We start from the raw sequence: 24,839 nt of genomic DNA on the forward strand, positions 1-24,839 counted from the left end.
GTGACCCAGGGACGTCGACAACCCATAGATAATGCTCAGGTAGGCCAGACCCACGAGCACGCCCGTCAGGATGAATGCAGGCGCGTTCACAGTCTGTACGCCGATGAGCAGATCACCCACGGTCACCGTAACGGCCTGGATGATGACCATCAGGGCCATGAGGAGGAAGCGGCCCATGTAGGCCTGGCCCACCGTGATGCGATGGAATCCTTCCTTATCCACCTCGACGCGGAAAATCACCATGAGGACGAAGGCGCCGATCCACAGCGAGAGGTTAGTAAACAGCGCCGCCATGGCGGAGCCGTAGCTGTCCACCGGGTACACGGTTTCGGTCTTCAGCTCGATGGGCTCGGCAAAGAACTTACCGATTTCTTCCGCGTCCAGCCCGGTGACATCTTGAACCACCTTGGAGTTCATCGCCGCACGCAGCGAGCCCACATCACCCTGCATAGCGCGCAGGCTGTCCTGGAGGGCCAGGAGGTTGGCATCGAAATCGGACAAGGTGTCCTTCGTGGCGCGCAGCTGCTGGGCCACGCCGTCCAGGAGACCATTGGCCTCCTGAATGGTTCCCTTCTGCGCTTCCAGGGTGGAGCTTAACGCACTCGCCATGGAGCTCAGATTGCTCATGGCACGGTTGATTTCGGGTACGGCGGTGGTCACGGTATCGCGCAGAGTTTGCGAGGTGGCCTTGGTATCGGCCGCCGCTTGGTTGATAGCCTCCGCGCTAGCCTGCACGTTATCCGCCGCGGCCTGCGTATCCTTGCTCAGCGCACTGAGGTTCCCCACCAGCTGGCGGTTGGATTCATTGCCCTCATCGAGGCGCTGGATGGCGTCATCGATTTCCTTGGCCACCTGCGGTGAAAGCGTTGTGGAATCACGTAACGCCTTGAGCTGCGCAATCGATTCCGCACTCGCATCAATGGCGGTATTAGCCCGCTGCGTGGCGTAATCGAAGCGGTCACCGGCCTGGTTCAGACCCGCGGTGACATCCGCGATGGATTCCTGCGCCTGGGCGGTGCCGTCCGCCACCGCAGTCGCACCGTTGACGAAGGCGCCGGTGGTCTGGTCGGTGAAGTCACCGATGCCACCTTGTGCCTGGTTGACGAGGGAGGAGACCTCGGCGAGGGCTGTTTGGGCGTCGCCCAGCGCGGTGCTCACATCAGCCACCGTGGACTTGGCGCCCAACGTGGAATCAGCAGCGGTATCAAGCTTGGCTTGGATACGCGCGAGGTTTTCGCGGTTGCCGTCGATCTCCTGCGCGGTCTCCCCAAAAGCGGAGCTGGTGTTGTTCATCGCGCGTGTGACTTTTCGCTCGAAGTCGGTACCGGTGTCCTTGACGTTTTCCGCCGCGACCGTGGCCACCTGCTCCTTGAAGGCGGCCGTGATCTGCTTGTCCAGACCATTAGCACCGGTATCCGTGATCTTCACGGCGATGGCGTTGTTCTTCTCATTGACGCGGTAGACCAGCTGCGGCTGCGTGAACTTCCCGTCAAGCATGCTCACGAGGTTCTCGCTGAAGTCCTCCGGGATCGTCACTGAGGCATACACGTCTCCCTCTAGAAGGGCTTTCTCGGCCGAGTCTTGGTCAAGAAATTGCCAGCCTAGCTGGTCATTCTTCTTAAGTTTCTCAATGACCTCGCTGCCGACATCAATATCACCGGTGAGCTCGTTATTAGCACCCTTGTCCTCGTTGACCACGGCCACTTTGATGTTGTTGGTATGGCCATAAGGATCACGAAAAGCCGCGATGTTCACCCATGAATACAACGCGGGAGTGATGATGAGTCCAATGAGGATGATCCACGCCCTGGGGACGCGGCCAAGCCTGGCTACATCTCTGATAAAAATCTTCCAACTTTGGCGCACTGAAGGGAGTGTACCCGTTGAAAGTCCAAGTCTCTAACCTGCCGAAAGCCATAAAGTAATTTCAATGATTAACAATTAAAGATTGATATGGTTTGCCGAAACAAAACCCTCTCCCGCATACCCTCCACTTGTACTGACAAACAAAATTCTCGGCACCCGAAAACCTCAATCCACCCCAGCACTACAATCGGCGGCCATGATTGAAGTCGCAGCCGTCGTCATCCGCAATCCGCAAGGCCACGTGCTCACCGTGCGCAAAAAGTCCTCCACTAAGTATCAGCTGCCCGGCGGCAAGCCTGAAAAGGGCGAGGCGCTTGTCGACGCCGCCCTGCGCGAAGTCGCCGAAGAAGTAGGCCTCACCCTCGACGCCGCACACCTCGACAAACTCGGCACCTTCGACGCTCCCGCCGCCAACGAACCAGGCGAGGTCGTCGTCGGCACCATCTTCACCTACACCCGCACCGTCACCGCCGACGAACCCCATGCGGCCGCCGAAATCGGCGACACCGCCTGGGTCGACCCAGCAGCGCCCGACCGCGAGCTTGCGCACCTGTTGCGTAACCGCGTCTTCCCCGCGCTGGCTGGGTAGGTACGTTTTCGCAGATAGCGCCTCGAAGCCACAGGTCTGCATCCATAGCACCGCGCCTCTGCGCCCATTTTCTCGGCTCATCAACATAAAACAGAGGCAGGTCCGCTGAAATACCTACCCCTGCTCAGGCATTTACTTCTTCCCGCTAGGAAGAAACACAAGGAAAATGACCAAAACTGCTAGAGCAATCGTGACCCCATACGACCACTGAAGATGAACGGAAAGCGCCATCAGAATAACGCCAACAGTGGCCAAGATGTTTTTCCACATAATTTATTCTCCCTAACCGGCAGATTCTCTTTGGCTACCTTCTAGACAGTTCAGCAACGTTCATATGGCAAAGTTCCAATCACGCTACCCTAAAACCCTCACCGCTTAGCACAAAGATAATTTATTGAAAACCAACCCGCTGAGAAAGTGCATTAGCTGGAGCGAGAACTGTTGCTGCCGCAATCAGCACCGCCAGGGGAGCACTTCTCTTGGGGCGATACATGCCCTGAGCCCTTTCGCAAGAAGATGGCTGAAAACTCGGACACCCCTAGAGTTACATGTAGTCGACAAATTTGGAAGCAAAAATGGAAACTGTAGACGAACGTATACACTTCCCCATAATTCATTGCGCGAGCCCGCAGGAAGGCGTATCGTGTTGCGATTCCCCCCTGCAGACATTTAGGCTTCTTAAAACTTCGCTCTACCTGCTGCTTCAGTAATTGTCGGCACCATTTTCACCTGCACGCGCACCGTCACCACCGACGAACCCCACGCCGCCGCCGAAATCGGCGACACCGCCTGGGCCAACCCAACAGCACCCAACCGCGAGCTTGCACACCTGTTACGCGACCGCGTCTTCCCTGCACTAACCTAGCCGCCGCCCTCTCGGCACCATTGACCCAGAAATCATCAACAGCTATCCTTTTGAACATGTTCACTGAACACGTTCACACCTCGCGTGCAGCTACCAAATCCGGTACCCACAGCAAGGTCCTAGCCACCGCCTATGACCTCTTCCTCACTCAGGGCTACGCCACCACTAGCATCCGGAGCATTGCATCCGAAGCTGGTGTCAGCGTGGGAACCGTCATGGGAGTCGGCGACAAACAAACGCTGCTCATCCACACCATTGGCCAACGCATTTCAGAACTCCACGATGACATCCGGGGACAATCCGCTAGCCTCCTCGACGTCCTCAAACCATTCCTTCAGATGTTCACCGGCCACGAAGAACTCTCCCGCGCGTTCGGCGCGGCACTCATCCAACAAGGCAACCAAGGTCAGGCACTCACCGCGCTCAAAACGCTCCTGACCGATGAAATCACCCTGCGCCTTGGCTCCAGGCTCAACAGCGACGATGCGGCCGAGTACTCCAACCTGCTGTACAACGTCTACCTCGGCTTACTCATCGGCTGGGCCGCGGGCCTCTACGACACCGAGCACCTCACATCCCAAGCCGCCTCATCCATCGAACGCCTCAACACCGCATTCGGAGTAAGCCAATGATCCTAGAATCCTCCCCCGCTTGGCCCTCCCTACTACTAGCAGCCATTCTGCTTGGCGACGCCGCCCTCTCCCTCAAACCAGTCCCCTTCATCGAAGCCTGCCTCAGCGGCGTCAAACTCCCCAAGGACTGGTGGTGGGCGCTCATTGTCATCAAGTGCCTCGCCGCCGCAGGACTCATTGCCGGCCTCTGGTTCCCCGGCGTAGGAATCGCAGCCATGGTTGGCGTCATCGCCTATTTCTGCGCGGCCGCAGCAGCCCATGCCCACGCCCACTTCCTCGGTAGCGCATTCTGGATTAACTGCTTAGGCATGCTCGCGCTCTCAATCGGCGTGCTCACCCTGACGCTCGCACTGAATTAAGACACCAGTCAACCTTTCACAGCTTCCCAAAGGCAGATGCATCATTACGCCTCTTGATTGATGACTTGATGCTTTCTACCCTAAAGGTATGCGCACCACGATAAACCTCCCCTCCTTCGATTGCGGCGGACCAGCTCTAGTTGATCTCAGCGACAAAGAAGCCGTGTGGGCGGCGCTCGATGATCATTCCTGATGTCAACATTCTCGTTTATGCCTTCCACTCCGCAGCACCACAACATAAACCCGCTCAGCAGTGGTTAAGTGGTGCGCTGAATCGGCATGAAACAATTGGGCTCCTGGATGTTGTGGCAATGGGCTTTCTTCGAGTCATGACGAACCACAAGCTATTTCACAAATCACTTACCGCCCAGCAAGCGCTGACTACACTCCGAACCATTTTAGAAGCCCCAAACGGCACCCTTTTTAGCTCCAGCCCAGGGACCTGGACAACCTTCACTGAATTGGTGCGCTTGCACAAACTTAAAGCCAGCGACATCCCCGATGCCTGGATCGCTGCGGCCGTAATAGAAGAAGAAGCAACCCTACTAAGCCAAGATCAGGGCTTCGCCCGCTTCCGAGAGCTGCACTGGCACCCGCTTTCAGATTGACAACAAACGCAGAACCCGAGCCACCGGTGTACGGTGACTAGGGTTCTATAGGTTGAAGCAGCGAAATCAAGCAATTAATACACCAACAAGCCCTCGACTTAAAGCGGACAATACCTCCCGAAACAGGGGCGATTAGCGTCATCAAGGGGAAGTAGACTCCTATAAACGAATGGATTTAACGTCGCCCTTCTTGATGAAAAACAGATCTGAGAGAATCAAGACCAAAGCAAAAAAGGCTACTGCCGTCAACCCTCCGAAGTGCTCGAAGAGCACGCCGGCAAGTGCATTTCCGATAGGCATGGTTACCATCGCAGATGTTGACAGAATCGCAGTACAACGTCCTTGAAACTCTTGCGGTACTGATTTTACAAAAAAGCCACTACACGGCGCGTTGAAAACTGGCAGGACCAATCCAGCCAACACCATTCCAAGAATAATGCACGTACTATTTACCATGGTTACTGCAAGCGCTACAGTGAACAAACACATGGAGTAAAGAATTAGCCTTCCGGCCTGCGCTTTTTCGACTAGCTTTCCTGCAATCACTGCGCCCATTAGGCCTGCTAATCCAATTGCAGCCTGATATATTCCCAACGAGAATGAGCTGAAAGATGCATATTTTAAACTAAGTAGCGAAAGTGTTGTTATTCCAGCAAATGAAAAATTCATCAACGGGCTATACCAACCGATGGAGAAGAGCTGCTTTTGACCACGTAGCCAATCCCATGCTGGGCGTAGCGGAGGCGTTTCGCTGAGGGTTTCCGAAGAGTCTGTTTCGCTTGATCGGAAACGAATTAGCAAAAGGCAAGCTAGAACCCAGCAGAATGAGGCTGCATCAACCCAAAAAGGAGCTTGCGCCGAATGCGAGATAAGTAGACCTGCAATTGGTGGCCCAATTAAAGTTCCGATCGAGTATCGACCTTGATTAACGGCCATGGCTTTTGCTAACAAGTTCGGGGGGATTAGTTCTTTAAGAAATGCGCGCTCTGCCGTACCAAAAGCCGAAGAGATACCCCCTAGCAAGAAAGCTGAAACTGCAAAAAGAGATATCGGATAATGTCCATTGGCCGCAAAGACGCATAACAGGGAGCCAGCTACGCCAAGTGTGGCGGAAATTTTAAGAATTACAAGTCTTGAATATCTGTCTACTAGTCGGCCGATTGGCAGCCCCAAAACAACCATACTTAAGACAAATAATCCTGACGAAAAACTTGCAGCGGATGGAGAATTAGTAACGTTAAGAACTACAAGAAATAGGGCGAAAGTAGTTATTTGATTACCGACTACATTTACTGTTTGCCCCGACATTAGCAATTTGTAGTCTCTATTTTCCCAAAGCGACAACACCGGCTCCTTTATGGGCACAAGTTTCGAAGTCAGGTACTTCAACTTCGTTTATCGCCATTGATTGCATAGAAAACCAATACTCTACGTTTGTTTTTATACAAGGAACACCCGTAAGTAGACTAATTATTCCATGCGCAAGAAAAGCCGCTGAAATTGAAGAAGAAACGGAATTACCCGCTTGTTTTAGAGGACGTGAGTACTCTCGGATGTGCAGATCTCGGTCGGCACGCTCCATCATCTGATAGTCTTTTATACATCTAAAGCAGGCGCCACAGCTATCATGAATACCTAGGATGATCTCGGGACCTTGGTACCCACAGTGCGCCCACGGCATTTCATGACTTAATGCAAAGTCATTCGCCGTGAATCTTATCCTCTCAGGGTAGTCCGCTGACAGTGCGAAGGTATCTACCGAATTCAGCGTACGCTCGAAGTCACTCGTTGTACATAAGCTTTTCTGCAAGCAGTCTATCTCTGTCTCAAGTCCAATTTCCGCTATTTGACTAGCTAACGCCTTACTCTTTACATCTCCAATATCGGTAAATTTGAAATGCTGGCGAACAATATTTGTCGGCTCAACTGTGTCTGGATCAATAAGGACGAGCTTTCCAATGCCGGCTCGGGCAAGAAGAACGGCCACTTCTGACCCGACTCCCCCAAGCCCTACTATGGCAGCTACGCTATTTGATAATTTCTCCTGCACATACCATGGATGCTCACGCAGCTGGTTATCCATCCCTTGATATAGGTTTTGCGCTCTAGACCATAGTTCGAACTGAGCATCAAGTTCGGAGGGATACTCCGACTCTTCAAGAAAACCAAAGTCTGCAAGTGCAGAAACGAGCTCCTCGACAAATTGATAGCTTAGCGACGGAAAGGATCCCTCAAGCTCGAAATAGATCTGCTCAAGGGTCCTAGTTCCATCTAACCGAGTTAAGATCGCCTTGATTCTCCCATCGGAATCCCTTACCTTCTTAGAGCTCCCGTAGGAAACTCCGCCAATGATCAAGGAGTCCTTACCAACAGCGAGTGGCCTATGAGCGTATTTCAGACGATACATACTCAACTCTTTCTGGGATTATCCGTCGGTACAGCAACCGCCGCATAACAATACGAAATCTTCAGCTTTCAAGTTTTCGAAAGTCAGGCCTTCCATTTTCACTCCCTTCAGGATAAATGACTGTTACAACCGGTTAGCCTACCAAAAGCTTTGGGATACAAAAAGGGTTTGTGCGAAAAAATTAAATCGGCTGTGCGATTTCGACTAGGAGGCTCGTCACTCCTCAAACATATGCCTCTTAGCCATTCCCACTTTTGCAGCCCAGAGGGACGCCCAATGCGTTGGCCTCATATCTAGGGTGATTAGGTCCGCTGGGCTGCTTCATTAAATGGACCCGCACTCCGTGGCAATGGAATCACAAATGCTCGCTAGATAGCGACACGAACTTGGAGCCAGCATCATGGCAGCGAGTGGCACCCCACGTAACCTTCGTCGCTTGATACCATCGGTTACCTGCGTAAACAGCACGGTCCGATTAGCAGATTCCTGTGTACCGTCCACACTTCGACCTACCGAAAGCAGGGCATTAGGCTATCCAGCCCCCTTAATCGGCGGGGCACTTCAAAAAACTGGATGAAGCGCATCTAACCATTAGGGGGGTTAAAGGGTTAAACCCAAACCGACACCCCAGAACAAAACAAACTGAGATGCCGGTTTGTCAACGATGCCGCAACTCACCTGTCAAGCATGTCGCGACTCAAGACATTTGCGGAGACGAGAGGATTTGAACCTCCGGACCTACGCAAGTAAGTCAACTCCTTAGCAGGGAGCCCCATTCGGCCGCTCTGGCACGTCTCCAGCGATTCGCAATGAATCGCCCATCACTCTACCTGAGCGCTTCCCCTATGGACAAAATGGGGCTTCCCTATTCTTTCCCTGAAGCGCCGCATGCAGCTTGAGGGCCACGTAGAGAGCCGCACAACGCCAGCCGTCATCCAGCACGCCGGGCCCGAGAATCTCACGCACGCGGTCTAGGCGGTAATGCAGAGTAGCGCGGTGGATGTAGAGCGCATTAGCGGTCGCAGAGACGTTGCGGGAATGCTCAAAGTAGGTCAGCAGGCTGTGCCAGTAGGAGTTGCGGGGGTCGTCGAGAAGCACCGCGGCATCTGGGCTCATCGCCACCACCGTCGCGGGGGTCAGCTCCCATCCGCGCAGCAGGCGCCACGCGCCGGCCTCCTCCCAGCGCAGCGAATCCTGGCCGCAGAGTTTGGCCACGTCCGCCATAAGTCGCGCCTGCGGGGCCGTCGGCGCCGAGCCGCGGGCTACCACCTCGGCGCCGGCGACAAGCGCGGCACTCTGTAGCTCCTCCATGAGGGCCTCGGTGTCCTTGTCATCGCGGCGGCACTCGACAAGCACGAGGGAATCGTGAGAATCCGCGGCCAAGAAGGGCCGGCGCACCAGCGGGCGGGCAAGCTCCACGGCTACCGCGCGCTGATCGCCTTCCACCAGCACGCGATGCACGGTCAGCTCGCCGTCGGAGGGCAGGAGATCGCGCTCACGCGCCCCGGCCAGCGCGGCAGGATCACCGGTAAGCACCTCGCGGGCCAGCTCGCCGAGCTGCTGGGCGCGAGCGGCGAGGGGAGCATCGCGTTCGTCGATAAGCCTGGCTAGCGGAGCCGTTAAAGAACCGAGGCGGACCAGGGAAGCATCACCCAGCGCGGGCTCATCGATAATCCACAGGTAGCCCACGAGCCGATCCTCATGACGCAGGGGGATGACTACGCGGGCCAGCATGTCATAGCGCGGGTTGGCGGGCAGACGAACCGGCAACACAGCCTCTTGAATACCGAAGCTCAACATCCACGGGATGGGCTCTGGGGGCGGGGTGCGATTAAGAATAGAGGCCGCCCTGTTCTTATCAATGGCACCAATCTGCGCACTAGCGGCAATCACCGCGATGGCGGGGGTAGTCACCTCGACGGAGCGCTGCAGGATCTGGGCGCATTCGTCGACGATATCCTGGATGCTTGTCAGCTGCGGGGGTGTCACTTTTGACATATGTCAAAGATACTTCCGAATATTGTCTAGTGACAAACAAAACTGTGGTGCGTAATAATCTCCTACAGCTCAATGACTCACGTCACAGATATACGTTCATGAAGGGCGTCTCCATGACCACAACCAACAATTCCGTCAGGGCACAGGACGTTGTCGCCAGCGACAACACGAGTGCAGACGACGGCCTGCAGCGCGGCATGAAGTCGCGCCACTTGCAGATGATCGCTTTTGGCTCGTGCATCGGCACGGGCCTCTTCTTGGGCTCCGGCGCCTCCATCCAGGAGGCCGGTCCGGGTGTTATCGCCGCCTATGCCATCGGCGGTTTCATCATCTTCCTCATCATGCGCATGCTCGGTGAGATGGCCGTAGAACACCCCGTCGCCGGCTCCTTCAGCGCCTACGCCCGCGAATACATCGGGCCCATCGCCGGCTTTGTCACCGGCTGGAACTGGTGGTTTACCACCATCGTCGTCGGCATGGTGGAACTCACCGCCGCGGGCACCATCATGGACTTCTGGTTCCCCGGTATCCCGCACTGGCTCACCGCCCTCGTCGCGCTCGTCATCGTCACCGCCATCAACCTGGTGCACGTCGGCGCCTTCGCCGAGGCGGAATTCTGGCTTTCCCTCATCAAGGTTGTCGCGCTCATCCTCATGATCGTCGTCGGCGCGGCCATCGTCTTCGGCCTTACCCCGGAGCCCGCCCTGGGCTTGAGCAACATCACCGAGCACGGCGGCTTCTTCCCCAACGGTGCCTCCGGCGTGCTCTTCTCCCTCGTAGCGGTGATTTTCTCCTTCGGCGGCATCATCTCCATCGGCACCGCCGCGGGCGAGGCACAGGATCCCGCTAAAAGCCTGCCCAAGGCCATCAACAACGTGATCTGGCGCATCCTCATCTTCTACGTCGGCGGCATCGGCATCATCGTGCTGCTCGCTCCGTGGAACGAACTTGATACCTCCACCTCGCCCTTCGTGCGCGCGCTGAGCACCCTGGGCATTACGGCCGCCGCCACGGGCCTCAACCTCATCGTGCTCGTTGCCGCCGTCTCCGTGTTCAACACCATGACCTTCTCCGGCGCGCGCATGCTGCGGGATCTTTCCCGCGGCGGCCAAGCCCCGCCCTTCTTCGATTCCGTCAGCGCCAAGGGCGTGCCCGTCCGCGCGCTGCTCTTTAACTCCCTGCTCATGGGCTCGGCGGTGCTGCTGAACTTCCTCTTCGAGGGCAAAATCCTGATTGTTCTCCTCGCCATCATCGTCGGCGCGGAGCTCATCTCTTGGTCCGCCATTGCCGTAGCACACCTGAACTTCCGCAAGCGCTGTCCGAACGCAGCGTTCCGCGCGCCCCTCTACCCCATCGCTAATTACCTGTGCTTGGCCTTCTTCGCTCTCGTCATCGCTTTGATGTTCATGTTGCCCGACTACCGCACCGGTGCCATTGTCCTACCCTGTTGGATTGTGACCTTGGCACTCATCTGGCTGGGCAAAAAGCGCCACGACGCACGAAACAACTAGAAAGGACCCTCCCATGCAGACCACCATTGGTGATTTCATCCTGGACCGCCTCAAGGCTATCGGCATTACTGAAATCATCGGCGTGCCCGGTGACTTCAACCTGAGCTTCCTCGAGCAGATTGAGGCGTCCGAGGGCATCCGCTTCGTCGGTGCCTGCAACGAGCTCAATGCCGCCTATGCCGCCGACGGCTACGCCCGCCAACGCGGCGTAGGCTGCCTGCTCACCACCTATGGCGTGGGCGAGCTTTCCGCGCTCAACGGCATCGCTGGTGCCCGCGCCGAGCACGTCCCGCTGGTGTCGCTGGCGGGCGCACCACCCCAGTACGCCACGGAATTCCGCTGGAACCTGCACCACTCGCTTGCCGACGGCGACTTTGCCAACATGCTGGATTCCTTCGCACCCTTCACCGAAGTGGCCACGCGTGTGTCCCCCATGAACGTGGTCGAGGAATTCGACCGCGCCCTGCACACCTGCCTGCGCGAAAAGCGCCCGGTGCACATCCAGATTCCTTCCGATATCACTCACCTGACCATCGAGGTCCCCGACGAGCCATTCTCCACCGCGCTGGCACCCTCCGATCCGGAGCGCCTGAACGCCGCTGCGGACTACGTGCTGGAACATCTAGCCCAGGCCAAAGACCCGATCATCCTCATCGATCAGGACACCAACCGCCACGGTTTCACGGAGAAGCTCCGCGCCATCATCGACAAGGCCCAGCTTCCCTACTCACAACTCTCCTCCGGCAAAGCCATCCTGTCTGAGCGCCACCCGCTGTTCATCGGCACCTATAACGGCGCGGCCTCCGCACCGGGCGTGCAGGAGCGCATCGAAAAATCCGACTTCCTGGTCACCACGAACCCGCGCTTCATCGAGGTCAACTCCGGTTCCTTCACCCACAACCTGGCCGATGCCCGCGTCTATAACTTCGGCGACCAGCACCTCAACGCCGACGGTGAGTACTTCGTGGGCATCAATACGCTGGAGCTTCTCGACGTCCTCCTCGACCGCATCCCGGAAGCTGAGACGTCGCCAAGCGCGGCCTTCGAACCCGAGCCCTTCGAGCCGAGCCCGGATGCCCCGCTGACTCAGGAGCGCATCTGGCCGCAGATGCTCGGCTTCATCCAGGACGATGACGTGGTCATCGCCGAGGCCGGCACCTCCAACATCGGTCTGGGCCAGCAGCGCATGCCCGAGGGCGTGCAGTACATTAACTCCACCATCTGGGGCTCCATCGGCTTTACCCTGCCCTGCGTGCTGGGGTCGCAGCTGGCCAACCCGGAACGCCGCCACGTCCTCTTCATCGGCGATGGCTCCTTCCAGCTCACCGCCCAGGAGCTGTCCACTATCCTGCGCCAAGGCCTCAAGCCCATCATCGTGCTGGTGAACAACGATGGCTACACCATCGAGCGCTACATCCTGGGCATGGAGCGCGAATACAACGAGATCCAGATGTGGGACTACACCGCACTGCCGAAGGCCTTCATGAAGGACACCACGATGGAGTCCTACGTGGCCTCAACCGAAGGCGAATTGGCCAAGGCCTTGGAAGACATCGCCGCCCACCCAGAGCGCGGCGCCTTCCTCGAGGTGCGCCTTGATGCTTTCGACGCGCCGAAGGGCCTTCAGGCCTTCGGGCCGCAGACCGCTGACTTCGACTTCGGGCCCCGCGGCCCGCGCAACGCCTAAGGTGGAGAACATGATTCGACCAGACCTTTCCTCCCTGCCCGCCTACGTTCCCGGAAAGAACGCCGAGCACGCCTTGAAGCTCTCCTCCAATGAGGCAACTCAGGAGCCGCTGCCCGGCGCGCTGAAGGCCATGGAGACTGCCGTCGCGCACGTCAACCGCTACCCGGACATGGGTGCGGTGGAAATCCGCAAGGCACTCGCCGAAAACCTTGGCGTCACCCCGGAGCAGGTCACCTGCGGCGCGGGTTCCTCCGCGATATGCCAGCAGCTGGTGCAGATCACCTCGGTGCCCGGTGATGAGATTGTCTTCCCCTGGCGCTCCTTCGAGGCTTATCCCATCTTCGCGCAGGTCGTGGGCGCTACCCCGGTCAAGGTTCCGCTCACCGCGGATCACCGCGTGGACCTGGAGGCCATGGCGGCTGCCATCACGGACAAGACCCGCCTGATCTTCGTGTGCAACCCGAATAACCCCACCGGCTCCATCATCACCAAGGAGGAGCTCGACGCCTTCCTGGCCAAGGTCCCGAAGGACGTCATCGTGGCGCTCGATGAGGCCTACATCGAATACAACCGCAACGACGCCGTCCCGCTGGCCACCGACTATGTCCACACCCACGACAACATCATTGGCCTGCGCACTTTCTCCAAGGCCTATGGCCTGGCCGGTGTCCGCTTGGGCTATGCCTTCGGTAACGCCGAGATCATCGAGGCGCTGAGCAAGGTGTCCATCCCGTTCTCCGTGAACTCGGTGGCACAAGCTGGCGCTGTGGCTTCGCTGGCCGCCCAGAAGGAGCTGCGTGAGCGCACCGACGAAACCGTGGAGCAGCGCGACCGCCTGGTCAAGCACTTCGCCGACTTTGGCGTGCCGGAATCCCAGGCCAACCACATCTGGTTCGCCGCCGACTCCATTGCGAAGCTGGGCTCCCCGCAGGACGTCGCGGCACAGCTCGCGGAGAATGACGTCCTCGTCCGCGCCTTCCCCGAGGGCGTGCGCGTCACCGTCACCACGGCGGAGGAAACCGACATCCTGCTCAAGGCCTGGGACGCTGCCTTCAGTGCAGAGGAGTAGTTTCCGCGTTAGAGTGCAGTTGTGAAGACATTTATCAATTTTGCACTCAACGTCATTGCCGTCGCGGTGGCCTTCTGGGCTGTGGTAGCGATTGTCCCCGGAATCGACATCGTTCCTGCTAGCACCCAGAATTTCTTGCTCATCGCGGCGGTCTTCATCATCGTCAACGAGGTCGTCACCCCGGTGCTCCGCTTCCTCGGCGCACCGCTGACCTGCCTGACACTGGGCCTCTTCGCGCTCGTCATCAACGGCGCGGTCCTGCTCCTCGTCAGCGCGCTGATGGATTCACTCGTCATCGATGGCTGGGGCGCCGCCATCATCGGCGCGATTGTGCTGGCGATTGTCTCCGGCGTGGTGAACTTCTTCACCAGCCCGCTGCGGGTCCGCAACTAACCCCCAGCGAAAGGCGGAAGGACGTCGACGCGGGAGGCGTCGGCAAGCACGGCGTCCTCGGTAGCGCTCGCGCCATCCACGAGGAAGGTGCAGCGCTCCAGCACCTCCGCGAAGCTCATGCCGGCCTCGGTGCTGCCGGTATGCCGAGCACGCAACACGTCCAGCAACTCCCCCAGCGTCGCTGCCTGCGCTGTGTCCTGCGCGCGCCCTGCGGCGGCGCGGGCTGCGGCAAAGTAGTGTATGTCAACCATGGCTGCCACTATGCCAGCCTCTGTGACAGGAAGGAACTCAATGCGCACCTATGAGGAGCACCTTACCGCCGTTCGCGCGGCCCTTCGGCAGCCTCGCGCGGTCTCCACTCCCCTAACCAGCGCCTTCGGCCGCCGCGCCGCCGCGACGTACCGTGCGGAGCAGGACCTTCCGCCTTTCGATAATTCACAGATGGATGGCTATGCGCTTTCCACATGTGACGGCGGAACCTTCACCGTCGGCCGCACTATCGCGGCGGGGGATCCCCCGGGCTCGCTCGAGCAAGGCACCGCCCTTCCCATCATGACCGGCGCAAAGGTCCCTGAGGGCACCGTCACCATCGTCCCCGTCGAGCACTGCGAGCCCCCGCGCTTCCCGGAAGAGGGCGCCACGGTCACTGTGCCGGCAGCCCCCGAGCAGTTCATCCGCCGCGCGGGATCCGATGTCAAGGCAGGCACAACCCTCATCAACGAGCACACGCTTCTCGACGCCCCCTCCATCGCCACCCTCGCCTCCCAGGGCCTGACCGAGGTCCTCACCTTCGCGCCCGCCCGCATCCTTATCTGCACCGGTGGCGCGGAAATCGGCGGCGACGGCGAGGCCACCATCCCCGATTCCAATGCGCCGATGCTCGCGGCCTTGGCAGCGCAGTTCGGCATCGACGTGGCTGGCTTCGTGCGCACGAACGACGATCCTTCTGCCCTGCGCGCGGACCTCGCCGAAGCAGTCATCACCCACCGCCCCGATGTCATCGTTACTTCCGGCGGTATCTCCCACGGAAAGTTCGAGGTCATCCGTCAAATCTTTGAAGAGGATGGCTGGTTCGGCCACGTGGCGCAACAGCCCGGCGGCCCACAGGGCCTGTCCCGCCTTGGCGACGTCCCCGTGGTCTGCTTCCCCGGCAACCCCATCTCCACGTTGGTGAGCTTCCGCCTCTACTTGGCACCCGTCCTTGGCCGCACGCCGGCTCCTTTCCACGCACACCTGGTGGAACCCGCGGATGGCCTTAACAACCGCGAACAGTTCCGCCGCGGAACTATCAGTATTTCCGATGGCACCGCCCATGCCTCCTTCTTGGGCGGCACCAGCTCCCACCTGATGTCCCAGGCCATCGGTGCCACTGCCCTCATCCGCATCCCGGCTAACACGCAGCTTTCAGCCGGCGACCTCGTGGAGGTGTTCCCGCTCTCATGACCCGCCGCGCACTCGTTATTGTTGCCTCGACCCGCGCTGCTACCGGCGAGTACGAGGACCGCTCCGGCCCCATCCTGGTGAACTTCCTGCGTGAGCAGGGCTTCGATACCCCGCAGCCCCTCGTTGTCGCGGACGCCGACATCGACTCCGCCCTGGCCACCGCCTTCACCGATGCGCCCTCGGTCATCCTCACTTCCGGCGGCACGGGCATCAGTCCGGATGACCAGACTGTCGAGGCGCTCACCCCGCATCTCGAGCGCGAACTGCCCGGCCTGGCCCATGCCTTCTATGCGCACTCAGCCGGCATCCCCACCGCAGCACTCTCCCGCACGGTTGCTGGCGTATCGCACAAAACCTTCGCCATGGCCCTGCCCGGCTCCACGGGTGCGGCCAAGGACGGCTGCGCAGTCCTCGAACCGGTTCTTCACCACATCATCAACCAGCTGGAAGGCATCAATGAGCACTAACTTCGGCTTACTCGGCGCCCACCTCAGCGCTGAGCCCATCTCCGCCCCGGACATCGCCACCGCTGAAACCGGCGCCGTCGTTGTATTCGACGGCATCGTGCGCAACCACGACTCCGGCCGGGGTGTGAAACTCCTTACCTACACCGCGCATCCCACTGCCCAAGAAGAAATCGAGCGCGTCGCCGGTGACGTCGCCGCCGCCTTCCCTGCCGTCCGCCTCTGGTGCGCGCACCGCACTGGAGCACTAGAAATCGGCGAATCCGCCTTCATCGTCGCCGCCGCCTCCGCACACCGCAAGGATGCCTTCGAAGCAGCCTCTACCTGCGCCGACCGCGTCAAAGCGGAAGTCCCCATCTGGAAGGAACAGCTGCACACCGATGACACCACCACCTGGGTAGGCCTGGAATGAACAGTCAGCGAGGGAAAATTTAAGTCCTTGTCGGTCAAAGCTTTGTTGAAACCGGAAAGCTTCCATCGCCTAAAGAAATTATGGCTGAAACAGGTATGTCCGGGTCTACTGTCAAGACGGCAATTGCGAGAACTGCCGTCTTGACAGACGAGGGGACAACCCTACGACGTTAGGTAGGTTGGACAATGGGTAAACATTCATTGTCCACGTCCGGTTGTTTGAGAACCATTTTCCGAGTTTTGCGCCCTTCCTATTAATGCGGTTATGCCTGCGCTCAATAGGGCTATCAAGGCGACTATCCAGCCAATGCCAGAGTACTCAACCTTGAAGGTCGTGAATATCGCCCCAGCAGCAGCGATAAATAGAAAAGAGGCAGTTAGTTGTCTCATTTCTATCATCTATTCCCATGAATTAAAAGCGCATCCCTCAATCACTCCAACTGTTGCCCCTGTAGCTGCAGATATGCATAGAAGGCAAGCCGTGCCTAGTGTAACAAGGCATCCCGCACTGCAAGCAATGCTCAGAGCTGCAACCGCCCATGAAGCGATTCCTTGGCTGCTCAAGCAATCGTTGAGAGCTCCCCAATTCATTCCGTAGGGGGTTACCATTCTCTCGCTGGGGGATGATGGATTGGTTGTCTGAGCGCCAACCTCCACAAACTCTTCCTTTTGTAAATCTCCGTTAACGAAGACGCTCACGGTTCCGGTGGTCTCCGTTGCTTGGGCAAGATTGATTTGAACGGTGTTCTCGAGAGTTCCCGTGGGAGAGAAACCTGCTACGGCTATGCTTCCATCCGTTAGTCCTTTAATCGGGGCGGAAGCATAGTAATATCCCTCAGGCGTTTGCTTGACGGAAATCGATTTATAATCAATAAACTGACCATTTTTCAGAACTGCATCCTCATTAAATGCTTTCTTCATTGAAGATTCGAACGAGGCTGCTTCAGCACCTAGGATCTGTCTATTTTCCTGCTCGGCTTGGGCGTTGTGGGCCAGTGAGTCAATTGCTGCACTGTTTGTAAACTCTGGTTCCGTTTCAGGGGATTGTGTTGATGGTGAGGCTTGGACTGCCATTGCTGGTGGCTGGGCCGTCGCCGTAGATACGGCAATAAAAGCTGCGGCTAGGCCTTTTGCTACTTTATGCATCCTGCGCTCCTTAGAGAATCTAGTTGGTGGTTGAGTCCCACATTGCCGACTGGTGGGATATGCCCATTTTCTACTTTTATGCACTATTTAACTCATGAAACCTGAGAAGAGGATACGAAAGTACCCTATTGGTGAAAAGGGGAACATTTGTGGACGAAGAATGGTTATCCTGAAGGGTTGTTTTTGGATGATGAGGAACCTTGTTCTCAGGGAAACGTACGGAGTCGGCGGCAGGCGGAACATGGGCATGTTTAAAATCACGCGGCGAGTTGTTGAAAAGAACCGTAGCGATTAACTGTTGCGTGTGGCATGAGTGCAAGGTTTTGGCGTTGCCGCGGAAGTCGCGCACGCGACTTCTTTGCCCCGCGTGATTGTCGCGTCCTGGCGTTCGCAGTCGCGTCTAGCGATTGCCTAACACGACCATAGCCGCCGAAACCTCGGCGGCTATTCTATGCTGAACTCACCTGACGAGTGCTTAGGCACTCTGGGTCATGGAACTCTGGGTCATGGGTCATGGTACATTTGCAGTAAACGTGCTTCCGCACTCCGTGCGGGGCGTGCCAGGGGAGCGACAACCACGTCAACCACCACAACGGCTACCGCCACCGACCACTGGATACACGGATTGGCACCGTCGATGTGACTGTCCCGAAACTACGCCACAGTTCCTTCTTCCCTGACTGGCTGTTAGAACGAGGGTGTGATTAGTCCGTTGATGGCCAGCGCAGCCGACTTTGCTAACGCGAAAAGACTCGTTAGTTTCAGTGGTGCCCTAAACGATAAAAGCAACATGGCTGAGGCGAAGAAACCAAACAGGCTAGGTGCACCACTCTCACCACGCTCGCCCTATGTCAGAGTTGACGAAAACCAGCGGCTTTCTCAAACTCGCAGATAGGATGATGTTGTGGAGGTAGAAATCGCAACGATCGAGTGGGCCTCATAAGAAATAATTTGGAACGAAGACAAAGCTTAGGAAAACTCGGAGCACTTCAGAATGAGTCCACGCTACGCACGACAGGAAACCCTGTGGGGAACTGACACTCAAAAGCTCCTGGCTAACGCCACCATCGCCGTCATCGGCGCCGGCGGCTTGGGCTCGCCTGCCCTGCTTTACTTGGCAGGCGCCGGCGTGGGGCGCATCCTGCTTTTCGACGACGACCTCGTCTCCCTCTCCAACCTGCACCGCCAAGTCATCCACAGCGCAGCGACCGTGGGCCAGCCCAAAACCGAATCCGCCGCCGCGGCCTTGAACGCCCTCAACCCCGAGTGCACCGTCGAGCAGTTCTCGCGCCTCACACCTGACACCGCCCTGGCGCAACTGCGCGGCGCTGACCTCATCATCGACGGCACCGATAACTTCTACTCCCGCCACCTGGCCTCCTGGGCTGCCCATGAGCTGGGCATTCCGCACGTGTGGGCCTCACTTCTGGGATACGACGCGCAGCTGACCGTCTTCCACTCCGGCCACGGCCCGGTCTACGAGGACCTCTTCCCCACCGACCCCCAGGTACCCTCCTGCTCACAGGCCGGCGTGATGGGCCCGGTCGTCGGCGTGGCCGGCTCCGCCTTGGCGGTGGAGGCGCTTAAGCTCCTCACGGGCATCGGCACCCCGCTCATCGGCAAACTGGGGTATTACGATTCCCTCGCCGGGACCTGGGAATACATCCCCGTGCGCGCGAACGGCGCCACCCCGGCACGCCCCGACAACCCCACGGATATCCGCGAGATCCCAAAGGACGCCACGCTTATCGACGTCCGCACATCCCCCGAGCGCGCTACCTCCCTCATCCCCGGCTCGCAGCACTTCCCACTCGATGGCATCCTCGCCGGCCACAACCCACCACTAGCCCCCAGCGACCTTGCGGTGCTCTACTGCGCCAGCGGCCTGCGCTCCGCCCAGGCCGTCGACGCCCTGCGCGCCCGTGGCTTCAGCAACGTCTACTCGCTGCGCGGCGGCATCGACGCTTGGCAAGAACACATCTCCGAGCTTGAGGCCGAAGCCGCTGCCGCACGCCGAGGCGATCTGGAGACCATCTCTCTCGATGACCTAGAGGCCGAGCAGGGCGTGGCCGACTAGCTTCACGCCGCTCGCTGAGAGGTTTTCTAACCCCCTAACCCGGCGGCGCCACCCTCTCGACATCACTTTGGCTACATGGTCCCTTTAGTTTGGTCCCCATACTCTGGTCCCTGCTCACCGCAAAGGGACCATTTACAGCCAGTTTCCTGCGCCCAGATGGTCCTTTTGCTCAGTGAAAGGACCAAAGTGAAGAGACCAATATGAAGGGACCAATATGAAGGGACCATCTTTGCCCCCTTCATCGGCCAATCAGCCCCAAGAGTCAGTACTACTTGCCCCACAAAGGGTTCCCCTCACATGGTTCTGGTCAGAGGGTTTGTTTGCACCCAAACGAACCATCTACCTAGGCACAGGTGGTTTACTTGCCCCCAAGCGAACCTTATGACTGGAACCATGTAAGAATCCGACTCCCGCAGCGCAGCCAACAACAGGCCACCTTGTAAGCTCACTGCCATGAGAAGCCGCCAGTATTACGTCGCCACCGCTGTGGTGTGTGCTCTCACGCTGGTATACATGCTGCTGCGCTGGGATTCGGTGCCTGATCCCATCCCGGTCCACTTTGATGGCTCGGGCAATCCGGACCGCTTCGAACCCAAGTCTTTCTTCAACGCAACGGTCCTGGTGTGGATCGGCGTTGTGTTCGCCATTGTGCTGCCGCTGTGCGTGCCACCAGTCTCGCTGGCGCGAAAGACAGCACAGGTTCCGGCGGAGTCAGCGATTCCTTTCTCCGAGGCCACGGCACAGCGCGCGGAGCTGCTCACACAGAAGACCGCCATGTTCGTTGCCCAGACAGTGTTCGCCATGACAGTCTGCTTATGCCTTTCCGCCGTCGGCACCGTCATTCCGGACATCCCCCTCTCCAGCTTTCTCCTCGTGGCCGCGTGGATAGCCTTCACTGTGTTCGTCATGGTTCAGGGCGTCCGGTTAACGCTGACATCTGCGAAGGACGTGAAAGCCATACCAACTGACCAGGATGAACAGGTTCGCAACACAGCGCTCCGCTTTGCCGGTGGCATGGGAGTCTACAAAGAACCTAAAGACCCGATGAGCATGGCAGTCTTTTCCACGAATCCTTCGAAGCTGCAGATCAACACCGCGCACGAACCGGGACGGCGCTACCTATGGCGCATGGGCATCGCTCTAGCCGCATCCATGGCATTCTGCGTGCTCATCGCCGTACTCTAGATGCATGGAGCACCTGTTTGAGCGCGCACACTCGATTCTTTCCGATGCCACCCACGTTGAGGTTTTCACCGGCGCGGGCATGAGCGCGGACAGCGGCATCGCCACGTACCGCGATGCGCAGACGGGCATTTGGGAGAACGTGGATCCGGTCGCAATGGCGTCGATAAGCGCATGGCGTAATGAACCAAAGCCCATGTTCGCCTGGTATCTGTGGCGCGCCCGGCTGGCGCAGCGGGCCGAGCCCAACGCCGGGCACCACGCAATTGCTGCCGCACGCGGCATGACGGTGACCACGCAAAACATCGATAACCTGCACGAGCGCGCCGGAAGCCAGGACGTGGTTCACCTACACGGCTCCTTGTTCGCCTTCCGCTGCACCGACTGCGATACGCCGTATGACGAGGACATTGCACTGCCGAACGAACCGGTCGAGAGCATCACCCCACCCGAATGCCCCGTGTGCGGCGGGCTCGTACGCCCGGGCGTGGTGTGGTTCGGCGAGGCCCTGCCCGACGACGAATGGGCCGAGGCCGAGCGCCGCATGTCCACCGCGGACGCGCTGCTCATCGTTGGAACCTCCGGCGTGGTCTACCCTGCCGCCGGCCTGCCGCAGATTGCCCACGCGCGCGGCATCCCCATCGTGGAAGTCACCCCGCAGCCCACGGACCTCTCGCCGCTTGCCAGCGTGGTGGTCACCGCCACCGCAGCGGAGGCGCTACCTCGCATCCTGGCGGGGCGGATCGGATAAACAGCAACCCGATATCCCGCGACCCTTGCCCACCGAAATGTACAAGATGTACATTTGCAGTATGAAAACGATGTCAGTGGCATCCAGCCAATTCCGCCAATCCCAAAGCCAAATTCTTGAAGAGGCACAGCACACACCCGTCGCCATCACTAGTCGTGGAAGCCGGATTCGCGCTTTTGTCGTCTCTCCTTCATTTTTCGCCCGCGCAGTCGAAGCACTAGAAGATCGTGAGGATGTTCAGACCGCAGAGATTGCCCGAGGAGAGTCCGTAGAGATTTCACACGAAGACCTCAAAAAAGAACTCGGACTCACCTAATCGCCTTCTATGGCTGACTCCACTTATCACATCACCTATAAGGCATCCGCAGCCAAGGAGCTACGCAAGCTCGACAGGCCGACACAGAGGCGACTACTTGCTGCAATCGAAGACTTAGCCGTTACCCCTCGCCCGGATGGAGTAAAGAAACTAAAAGCTTCAGATGACCTGTACAGAATTCGAGTCGGACACTATCGCGTGGTTTATGAAATCATAGACGGAAAACTCGTGGTGCTCGTCCTGCGCGTTGCTCACCGACGAGATGTTTACCGGAAATAGGCAAAATTCCTCTCAGATAAACAAAACCGGTTCCACCCTGCCAGAAGGTGAATACTCCACTTCGATCGGAAGATAGTTCTTACACATCTAGATCGATGTCGTGCTCCTTAGCCTTTCCGTCCAGTATTTGCTCGTAAGACTCCAATAGCCGGCGAGCATTGACTGGGGAGCCGAAAAGATAATCAGTCTCTACCCACGCCGAATAGTTATCCTCTGACATCCCGAAACCGCCTTCCTTACCACAACCATTATTCCCCCCGAGAGGAGATGAATCCATGCTCTACCTTGTTCCAGGAGCCTTAGCGGGAATCACCTTTTACGCCATTCTCACAGCAGTGAGCTGGGCCATCGAAAAAGCCTGGCCACAACGACGTCTAGGCGCACATAGCCGGTTGACCCTCCACTGCCTTGCCGCAGTTGCATTTTCAATTTTTCTCGCCTTGCCTGGCGGCGGCGGAAATTGGGCCACCCACCTGCAAATTAGCGGGTTCCTACTAGTGGGATGCGTTCTGAGCTGGGTGACTGCAGCGATGAACAACGGAGACAATGCCTGACGCCGTAGAGCGATAACGTCCCTTAATCGTCATTCCTCACATCCCTAATGCATACAAACCCTGTGAGTTGTTCTCCGGGGAGGCATAAGGGCTTCTTCCCTGCATTTTCTCTTCGCTCATTAACGGAGAAAACGAATTGAGCGAACTGGGGAACAATCTGTACCGATGGAAAAAGCTCCCTTAATTGGCGAGTAATACGCCATCCCGCGTCGTACCATCGAAATCTATCGAATTGGTCCTTCCAACGCGGACGCTGGCAAAAGCTATCGGGTTTCTCGAGGAAATTCTGCTGGAATTCCTCCGTCCACTCAAGGATTTCGCTTCCCAGACCGGGCCCAATCCCTAAGTCTTCAGGAAGATAGAATCCGATTCTATTAGCCCCAGAAACTATGAGTTCTTCAGACGGCCACAGCGAACTTGGGTGGCTGTACTCTGGGCGGAGGAATATTTGCCGATTGGCCATGGAACCAGAATAGCCCAGTGCCACTGCTAAATATACGCAAGATTCTGGTGCAATCACCAAAACAATTGGCGGAGGCGGCGGGATTTGAACCCGCGGTGAGTTTCCCCACGCTGGTTTTCAAGACCAGTGCATTCGGCCGCTCTGCCACGCCTCCTCGTCACGCGTCAGCATGCACCGCGCGCAACACGTTCAGAGTACTAGACTCCGCCGCGGGAGAAGAATTCGGCTCAACACGTCACCGATAATCGCCTCACAACCGCAGGTTCGCCAGTGCTACTCGTCCTACTGATTGCTTTGCGACGCCGCGGGTGCGCCATCCGACTCCTCATGCTGAATGCGCGAGACATGCAGTCGGGCGTGGGCGATGGCGTCGAGAGTGTCGTCGAAGACGTGATTCTCGTGCGCAAGCTGGTCAAATACGCCGAGTTCGCGCAACACCGGAACATGTTCGGGCTTCGTGGCTGAGAGTAGGACCCGGGTGCCGTGACGTTCAAGGCGCCCGATCGTGTCAGCGAGCATCTGGGCGCCAGTGGCGTCAATCGTCGTGACATAGCGCATGCGGAGCACGACAACCTTGACCGACGAAGCATCAGCGAGATCGAGGAGGAAATCGTGCGCTGCGCCAAAGAAGAGTGGGCCTTCCAAGCGGAAGGCGGCGATGTGCTCATCGAGGAGTTCGCGTTCCTTGTCGCGGTGGTCTCCTGTCTCCAGTGGAGCGGCCTCTAACACCGCCGTGCGGGCGGTATCGCGCAGCGCGAAGAAGCCCGCTATAACAAGGCCAATGAGCACGGCGACGACAAGGTCGAACACGACGGTGGCGGCAGCCGTAATAAGCAGGGTGACCCCGTCGCCTTTGGTGGCGCGCATCACCGAGCGGAGGTTCCGCGGATGGATCATCTGGATCGCAGTGGCGATAAGCACGCCGGCGAGCGCGGCGAGAGGGATCTCGCCCACCCACCGGGCCGCGACGAGCACGGCGACGAGCAAAAGCAGCGAATGGAACACCGCTGCCAGGCGCGTACCCGCGCCTGCCCGCACGTTGACAGCAGTTCGGGCGATCGCGGCGGTTGCGGGGATCCCGCCGAACAGGGGCGCGACGACGTTGGCCACGCCCTGCCCAAAGAGCTCGCGGTCAGGATCGTGCCGGTCGCCGACAGTCATTGCGTCGGCAACCGTCGCTGACAGCAACGATTCCAACGCACCGAGCGCTGCGACGGCGACCGCCGCCAGCAGCAAGGAATCCAAGTGCTCCCACGGGATTTGCGGCCAGCGCGGGGCGGGCAACGTCGACGGGATGTAGCCGATAGTCTTCAGACCGCTGTCTGCCAGCATGTTGATGGCCGTCGCGGCAGCTACCAAGACCAGCGCCGCAGGAAAGCCACTACGAACGCGCGCCGCAACCACGATTCCGGCCGCCACCGCCAGCGTCATCACCGGTGCCTGCCATGCCGGGGCATCTAACCAAGCTTTGATTGCGCCCCACGCCAACCCGAGGACCTTCTCGCCGTCCACGTCAACACCGAGTGCAGCAGGCAGCTGCTGGAGGCCGATGATCACCGCAATACCAGCTGTGAAACCTTCGACGACAGGCAACGGCATGTACTTCATCGCGCGGCCAGCGCCGGTGAATGCCAGCAAGAGCAGCATGAGCCCCGCCAGCACGCCGACAACGAGCACCCCATCGGCACCATGGTCGGCCACGATGGGGATTAACACGACGGTCATTGCGCCGGTCGGGCCGCTTACCTGGACGTTGCTACCGCCGAAGA

The 24,839-nt window shown here is 58.4% G+C and carries 24 protein-coding genes, 2 tRNA genes and 1 pseudogene; 17 read left to right on the plus strand and 10 right to left on the minus strand.

Annotated elements, in window-relative coordinates; all coding sequences use genetic code 11:
- Positions 1–1,866: YhgE/Pip domain-containing protein (locus RDN59_RS06120; RefSeq protein ID WP_308607076.1), on the minus strand; the 1,866-nt coding region annotated here is incomplete at its 3' end.
- 196 nt (positions 1,867–2,062) lie between these two features.
- Here RDN59_RS06120 and RDN59_RS06125 point away from each other — a divergent pair.
- The 4 genes from RDN59_RS06125 (at position 2,063) to RDN59_RS06140 (ending at position 4,919) form a co-directional block, all read left to right on the plus strand.
- Complete coding sequence (locus RDN59_RS06125; RefSeq protein ID WP_308607077.1) at positions 2,063–2,455, plus strand: NUDIX domain-containing protein; 393 nt, start codon at positions 2,063–2,065, stop codon at positions 2,453–2,455.
- 921 nt (positions 2,456–3,376) lie between these two features.
- Positions 3,377–3,952 (plus strand): TetR/AcrR family transcriptional regulator, encoded by a 576-nt coding sequence (locus tag RDN59_RS06130; protein WP_308607078.1) that lies wholly within the window; start codon positions 3,377–3,379, stop codon positions 3,950–3,952.
- The gene (locus RDN59_RS06135) at positions 3,949–4,311 is read left to right on the plus strand and encodes a DoxX family protein (protein WP_070444309.1); all 363 of its coding nucleotides are present in this window, start codon (positions 3,949–3,951) and stop codon (positions 4,309–4,311) included. Before RDN59_RS06130 ends, RDN59_RS06135 begins: the two co-directional genes overlap by 4 nt.
- A 179-nt stretch (positions 4,312–4,490) precedes the next feature.
- The gene (locus RDN59_RS06140) at positions 4,491–4,919 is read left to right on the plus strand and encodes a TA system VapC family ribonuclease toxin (RefSeq protein ID WP_308607079.1); all 429 of its coding nucleotides are present in this window, start codon (positions 4,491–4,493) and stop codon (positions 4,917–4,919) included.
- A 159-nt stretch (positions 4,920–5,078) separates the two neighbouring features.
- On the opposite strand, the gene RDN59_RS06145 is transcribed toward RDN59_RS06140, so the two are convergent.
- From RDN59_RS06145 to RDN59_RS06160, 4 genes are all read right to left on the minus strand, one after another.
- Positions 5,079–6,263, minus strand: a complete 1,185-nt coding sequence (locus RDN59_RS06145) for an MFS transporter (protein WP_308607080.1) — start codon at positions 6,261–6,263, stop codon at positions 5,079–5,081.
- Positions 6,244–7,326 carry a ThiF family adenylyltransferase gene (locus RDN59_RS06150; protein ID WP_308607081.1) on the minus strand — a complete coding sequence of 361 codons (1,083 nt, stop codon included), beginning with the start codon at positions 7,324–7,326 and terminating at the stop codon, positions 6,244–6,246. Before RDN59_RS06150 ends, RDN59_RS06145 begins: the two co-directional genes overlap by 20 nt.
- A 709-nt stretch (positions 7,327–8,035) precedes the next feature.
- Positions 8,036–8,124: transfer RNA gene (locus tag RDN59_RS06155), tRNA-Ser, on the minus strand.
- 45 nt (positions 8,125–8,169) lie between these two features.
- The gene (locus RDN59_RS06160) at positions 8,170–9,324 is read right to left on the minus strand and encodes a helix-turn-helix domain-containing protein (RefSeq protein WP_308607082.1); all 1,155 of its coding nucleotides are present in this window, start codon (positions 9,322–9,324) and stop codon (positions 8,170–8,172) included.
- Positions 9,325–9,437: 113 nt separating this feature from the next.
- Between RDN59_RS06160 and RDN59_RS06165 the strand changes: the two genes are divergently transcribed.
- Genes RDN59_RS06165 through RDN59_RS06180 form a run of 4 tightly spaced genes read left to right on the plus strand, consistent with a single transcriptional unit; the run spans position 9,438 to position 13,984 of the window.
- Positions 9,438–10,835 carry an amino acid permease gene (locus RDN59_RS06165; protein WP_308607083.1) on the plus strand — a complete coding sequence of 466 codons (1,398 nt, stop codon included), beginning with the start codon at positions 9,438–9,440 and terminating at the stop codon, positions 10,833–10,835.
- A 13-nt stretch (positions 10,836–10,848) separates the two neighbouring features.
- Positions 10,849–12,522, plus strand: a complete 1,674-nt coding sequence (locus RDN59_RS06170; RefSeq protein ID WP_308607084.1) for a thiamine pyrophosphate-binding protein — start codon at positions 10,849–10,851, stop codon at positions 12,520–12,522.
- A 10-nt stretch (positions 12,523–12,532) separates the two neighbouring features.
- A complete protein-coding gene (gene hisC, locus RDN59_RS06175) occupies positions 12,533–13,591 on the plus strand; it encodes a histidinol-phosphate transaminase (protein WP_308607085.1) in 1,059 nt (352 codons plus the stop codon).
- A gap of 21 nt (positions 13,592–13,612) precedes the next feature.
- A complete protein-coding gene (locus RDN59_RS06180) occupies positions 13,613–13,984 on the plus strand; it encodes a phage holin family protein (protein WP_308607086.1) in 372 nt (123 codons plus the stop codon).
- On the opposite strand, the gene RDN59_RS06185 is transcribed toward RDN59_RS06180, so the two are convergent.
- The gene (locus tag RDN59_RS06185) at positions 13,981–14,235 is read right to left on the minus strand and encodes a MoaD/ThiS family protein (RefSeq protein WP_010188351.1); all 255 of its coding nucleotides are present in this window, start codon (positions 14,233–14,235) and stop codon (positions 13,981–13,983) included. The two genes, RDN59_RS06180 and RDN59_RS06185, sit on opposite strands and share 4 nt — an antisense overlap.
- 40 nt (positions 14,236–14,275) lie before the next feature.
- On the opposite strand from RDN59_RS06185, the gene RDN59_RS06190 reads away from it, so the two are divergent.
- Genes RDN59_RS06190 through RDN59_RS06200 form a run of 3 tightly spaced genes read left to right on the plus strand, consistent with a single transcriptional unit; the run spans position 14,276 to position 16,303 of the window.
- Entirely contained in the window at positions 14,276–15,427 is a 1,152-nt protein-coding gene (locus RDN59_RS06190; protein WP_308607087.1) for a molybdopterin molybdotransferase MoeA, read from the plus strand.
- Complete coding sequence (locus tag RDN59_RS06195) at positions 15,424–15,894, plus strand: MogA/MoaB family molybdenum cofactor biosynthesis protein (RefSeq protein WP_308607088.1); 471 nt, start codon at positions 15,424–15,426, stop codon at positions 15,892–15,894. Before RDN59_RS06190 ends, RDN59_RS06195 begins: the two co-directional genes overlap by 4 nt.
- On the plus strand, positions 15,884–16,303 hold the full coding sequence (locus RDN59_RS06200; protein ID WP_308607089.1) for a molybdenum cofactor biosynthesis protein MoaE: 420 nt from the start codon (positions 15,884–15,886) through the stop codon (positions 16,301–16,303). The genes RDN59_RS06195 and RDN59_RS06200 overlap by 11 nt, the downstream gene beginning before the upstream one ends.
- 398 nt (positions 16,304–16,701) lie before the next feature.
- On the opposite strand, the gene RDN59_RS06205 is transcribed toward RDN59_RS06200, so the two are convergent.
- Positions 16,702–17,448, minus strand: coding sequence for a hypothetical protein (locus tag RDN59_RS06205; protein WP_201828827.1), 747 nt, complete (start codon positions 17,446–17,448; stop codon positions 16,702–16,704).
- Positions 17,449–17,997: 549 nt separating this feature from the next.
- Between RDN59_RS06205 and RDN59_RS06210 the strand changes: the two are divergent.
- The 6 genes and pseudogenes from RDN59_RS06210 to RDN59_RS06235 all read left to right on the plus strand — a co-directional run.
- Positions 17,998–18,144 (plus strand): annotated as a pseudogene (locus tag RDN59_RS06210) (transposase); the annotation flags it as partial.
- 298 nt (positions 18,145–18,442) lie between these two features.
- Complete coding sequence (locus tag RDN59_RS06215; protein WP_308607090.1) at positions 18,443–19,525, plus strand: ThiF family adenylyltransferase; 1,083 nt, start codon at positions 18,443–18,445, stop codon at positions 19,523–19,525.
- A gap of 453 nt (positions 19,526–19,978) precedes the next feature.
- Positions 19,979–20,710: a DUF1648 domain-containing protein gene (locus RDN59_RS06220; RefSeq protein ID WP_308607091.1), complete on the plus strand. Its 732-nt coding sequence runs from the start codon at positions 19,979–19,981 to the stop codon at positions 20,708–20,710.
- A 4-nt stretch (positions 20,711–20,714) separates the two neighbouring features.
- Positions 20,715–21,458 carry an NAD-dependent deacylase gene (locus RDN59_RS06225; RefSeq protein ID WP_308607092.1) on the plus strand — a complete coding sequence of 248 codons (744 nt, stop codon included), beginning with the start codon at positions 20,715–20,717 and terminating at the stop codon, positions 21,456–21,458.
- 61 nt (positions 21,459–21,519) lie between these two features.
- Positions 21,520–21,774, plus strand: coding sequence for a prevent-host-death family protein (locus tag RDN59_RS06230; protein ID WP_371326141.1), 255 nt, complete (start codon positions 21,520–21,522; stop codon positions 21,772–21,774).
- Between the two features lie 9 nt (positions 21,775–21,783).
- On the plus strand, positions 21,784–22,053 hold the full coding sequence (locus RDN59_RS06235; protein ID WP_144012859.1) for a type II toxin-antitoxin system RelE/ParE family toxin: 270 nt from the start codon (positions 21,784–21,786) through the stop codon (positions 22,051–22,053).
- Between the two features lie 79 nt (positions 22,054–22,132).
- Here the strand turns inward: RDN59_RS06235 and RDN59_RS06240 are convergent, their stop codons facing one another.
- From RDN59_RS06240 to RDN59_RS06250, 3 genes are all read right to left on the minus strand, one after another.
- A complete protein-coding gene (locus tag RDN59_RS06240) occupies positions 22,133–22,273 on the minus strand; it encodes a hypothetical protein (protein WP_308607093.1) in 141 nt (46 codons plus the stop codon).
- Between the two features lie 863 nt (positions 22,274–23,136).
- Positions 23,137–23,224, minus strand: a tRNA-Ser gene (locus RDN59_RS06245).
- Positions 23,225–23,352: 128 nt separating this feature from the next.
- Positions 23,353–24,839, minus strand: a 1,487-nt coding sequence (locus RDN59_RS06250) for a SulP family inorganic anion transporter (RefSeq protein ID WP_308607094.1), incomplete at its 5' end; no start/stop codon positions are given.

Origin of the sequence: uncultured Corynebacterium sp., from assembly GCF_902489365.1 — a bacterium.
GTDB lineage: Bacteria > Actinomycetota > Actinomycetes > Mycobacteriales > Mycobacteriaceae > Corynebacterium.

Coding starts and splice junctions, on each gene's coding strand:
- RDN59_RS06125 (WP_308607077.1), top strand. CDS start 2,063: ATGATTGAAGTCGCAGCCGTCGTCATCCGCAATCCGCAAGGCCACGTG.
- RDN59_RS06130 (WP_308607078.1), top strand. CDS start 3,377: ATGTTCACTGAACACGTTCACACCTCGCGTGCAGCTACCAAATCCGGT.
- RDN59_RS06135 (WP_070444309.1), top strand. CDS start 3,949: ATGATCCTAGAATCCTCCCCCGCTTGGCCCTCCCTACTACTAGCAGCC.
- RDN59_RS06140 (WP_308607079.1), top strand. CDS start 4,491: ATGATCATTCCTGATGTCAACATTCTCGTTTATGCCTTCCACTCCGCA.
- RDN59_RS06150 (WP_308607081.1), bottom strand. CDS start 7,326: ATGTATCGTCTGAAATACGCTCATAGGCCACTCGCTGTTGGTAAGGAC.
- RDN59_RS06160 (WP_308607082.1), bottom strand. CDS start 9,324: ATGTCAAAAGTGACACCCCCGCAGCTGACAAGCATCCAGGATATCGTC.
- RDN59_RS06165 (WP_308607083.1), top strand. CDS start 9,438: ATGACCACAACCAACAATTCCGTCAGGGCACAGGACGTTGTCGCCAGC.
- RDN59_RS06170 (WP_308607084.1), top strand. CDS start 10,849: ATGCAGACCACCATTGGTGATTTCATCCTGGACCGCCTCAAGGCTATC.
- hisC (WP_308607085.1), top strand. CDS start 12,533: ATGATTCGACCAGACCTTTCCTCCCTGCCCGCCTACGTTCCCGGAAAG.
- RDN59_RS06185 (WP_010188351.1), bottom strand. CDS start 14,235: ATGGTTGACATACACTACTTTGCCGCAGCCCGCGCCGCCGCAGGGCGC.
- RDN59_RS06190 (WP_308607087.1), top strand. CDS start 14,276: ATGCGCACCTATGAGGAGCACCTTACCGCCGTTCGCGCGGCCCTTCGG.
- RDN59_RS06195 (WP_308607088.1), top strand. CDS start 15,424: ATGACCCGCCGCGCACTCGTTATTGTTGCCTCGACCCGCGCTGCTACC.
- RDN59_RS06200 (WP_308607089.1), top strand. CDS start 15,884: ATGAGCACTAACTTCGGCTTACTCGGCGCCCACCTCAGCGCTGAGCCC.
- RDN59_RS06205 (WP_201828827.1), bottom strand. CDS start 17,448: ATGCATAAAGTAGCAAAAGGCCTAGCCGCAGCTTTTATTGCCGTATCT.
- RDN59_RS06215 (WP_308607090.1), top strand. CDS start 18,443: ATGAGTCCACGCTACGCACGACAGGAAACCCTGTGGGGAACTGACACT.
- RDN59_RS06220 (WP_308607091.1), top strand. CDS start 19,979: ATGAGAAGCCGCCAGTATTACGTCGCCACCGCTGTGGTGTGTGCTCTC.
- RDN59_RS06225 (WP_308607092.1), top strand. CDS start 20,715: ATGGAGCACCTGTTTGAGCGCGCACACTCGATTCTTTCCGATGCCACC.
- RDN59_RS06230 (WP_371326141.1), top strand. CDS start 21,520: ATGAAAACGATGTCAGTGGCATCCAGCCAATTCCGCCAATCCCAAAGC.
- RDN59_RS06235 (WP_144012859.1), top strand. CDS start 21,784: ATGGCTGACTCCACTTATCACATCACCTATAAGGCATCCGCAGCCAAG.
- RDN59_RS06240 (WP_308607093.1), bottom strand. CDS start 22,273: ATGTCAGAGGATAACTATTCGGCGTGGGTAGAGACTGATTATCTTTTC.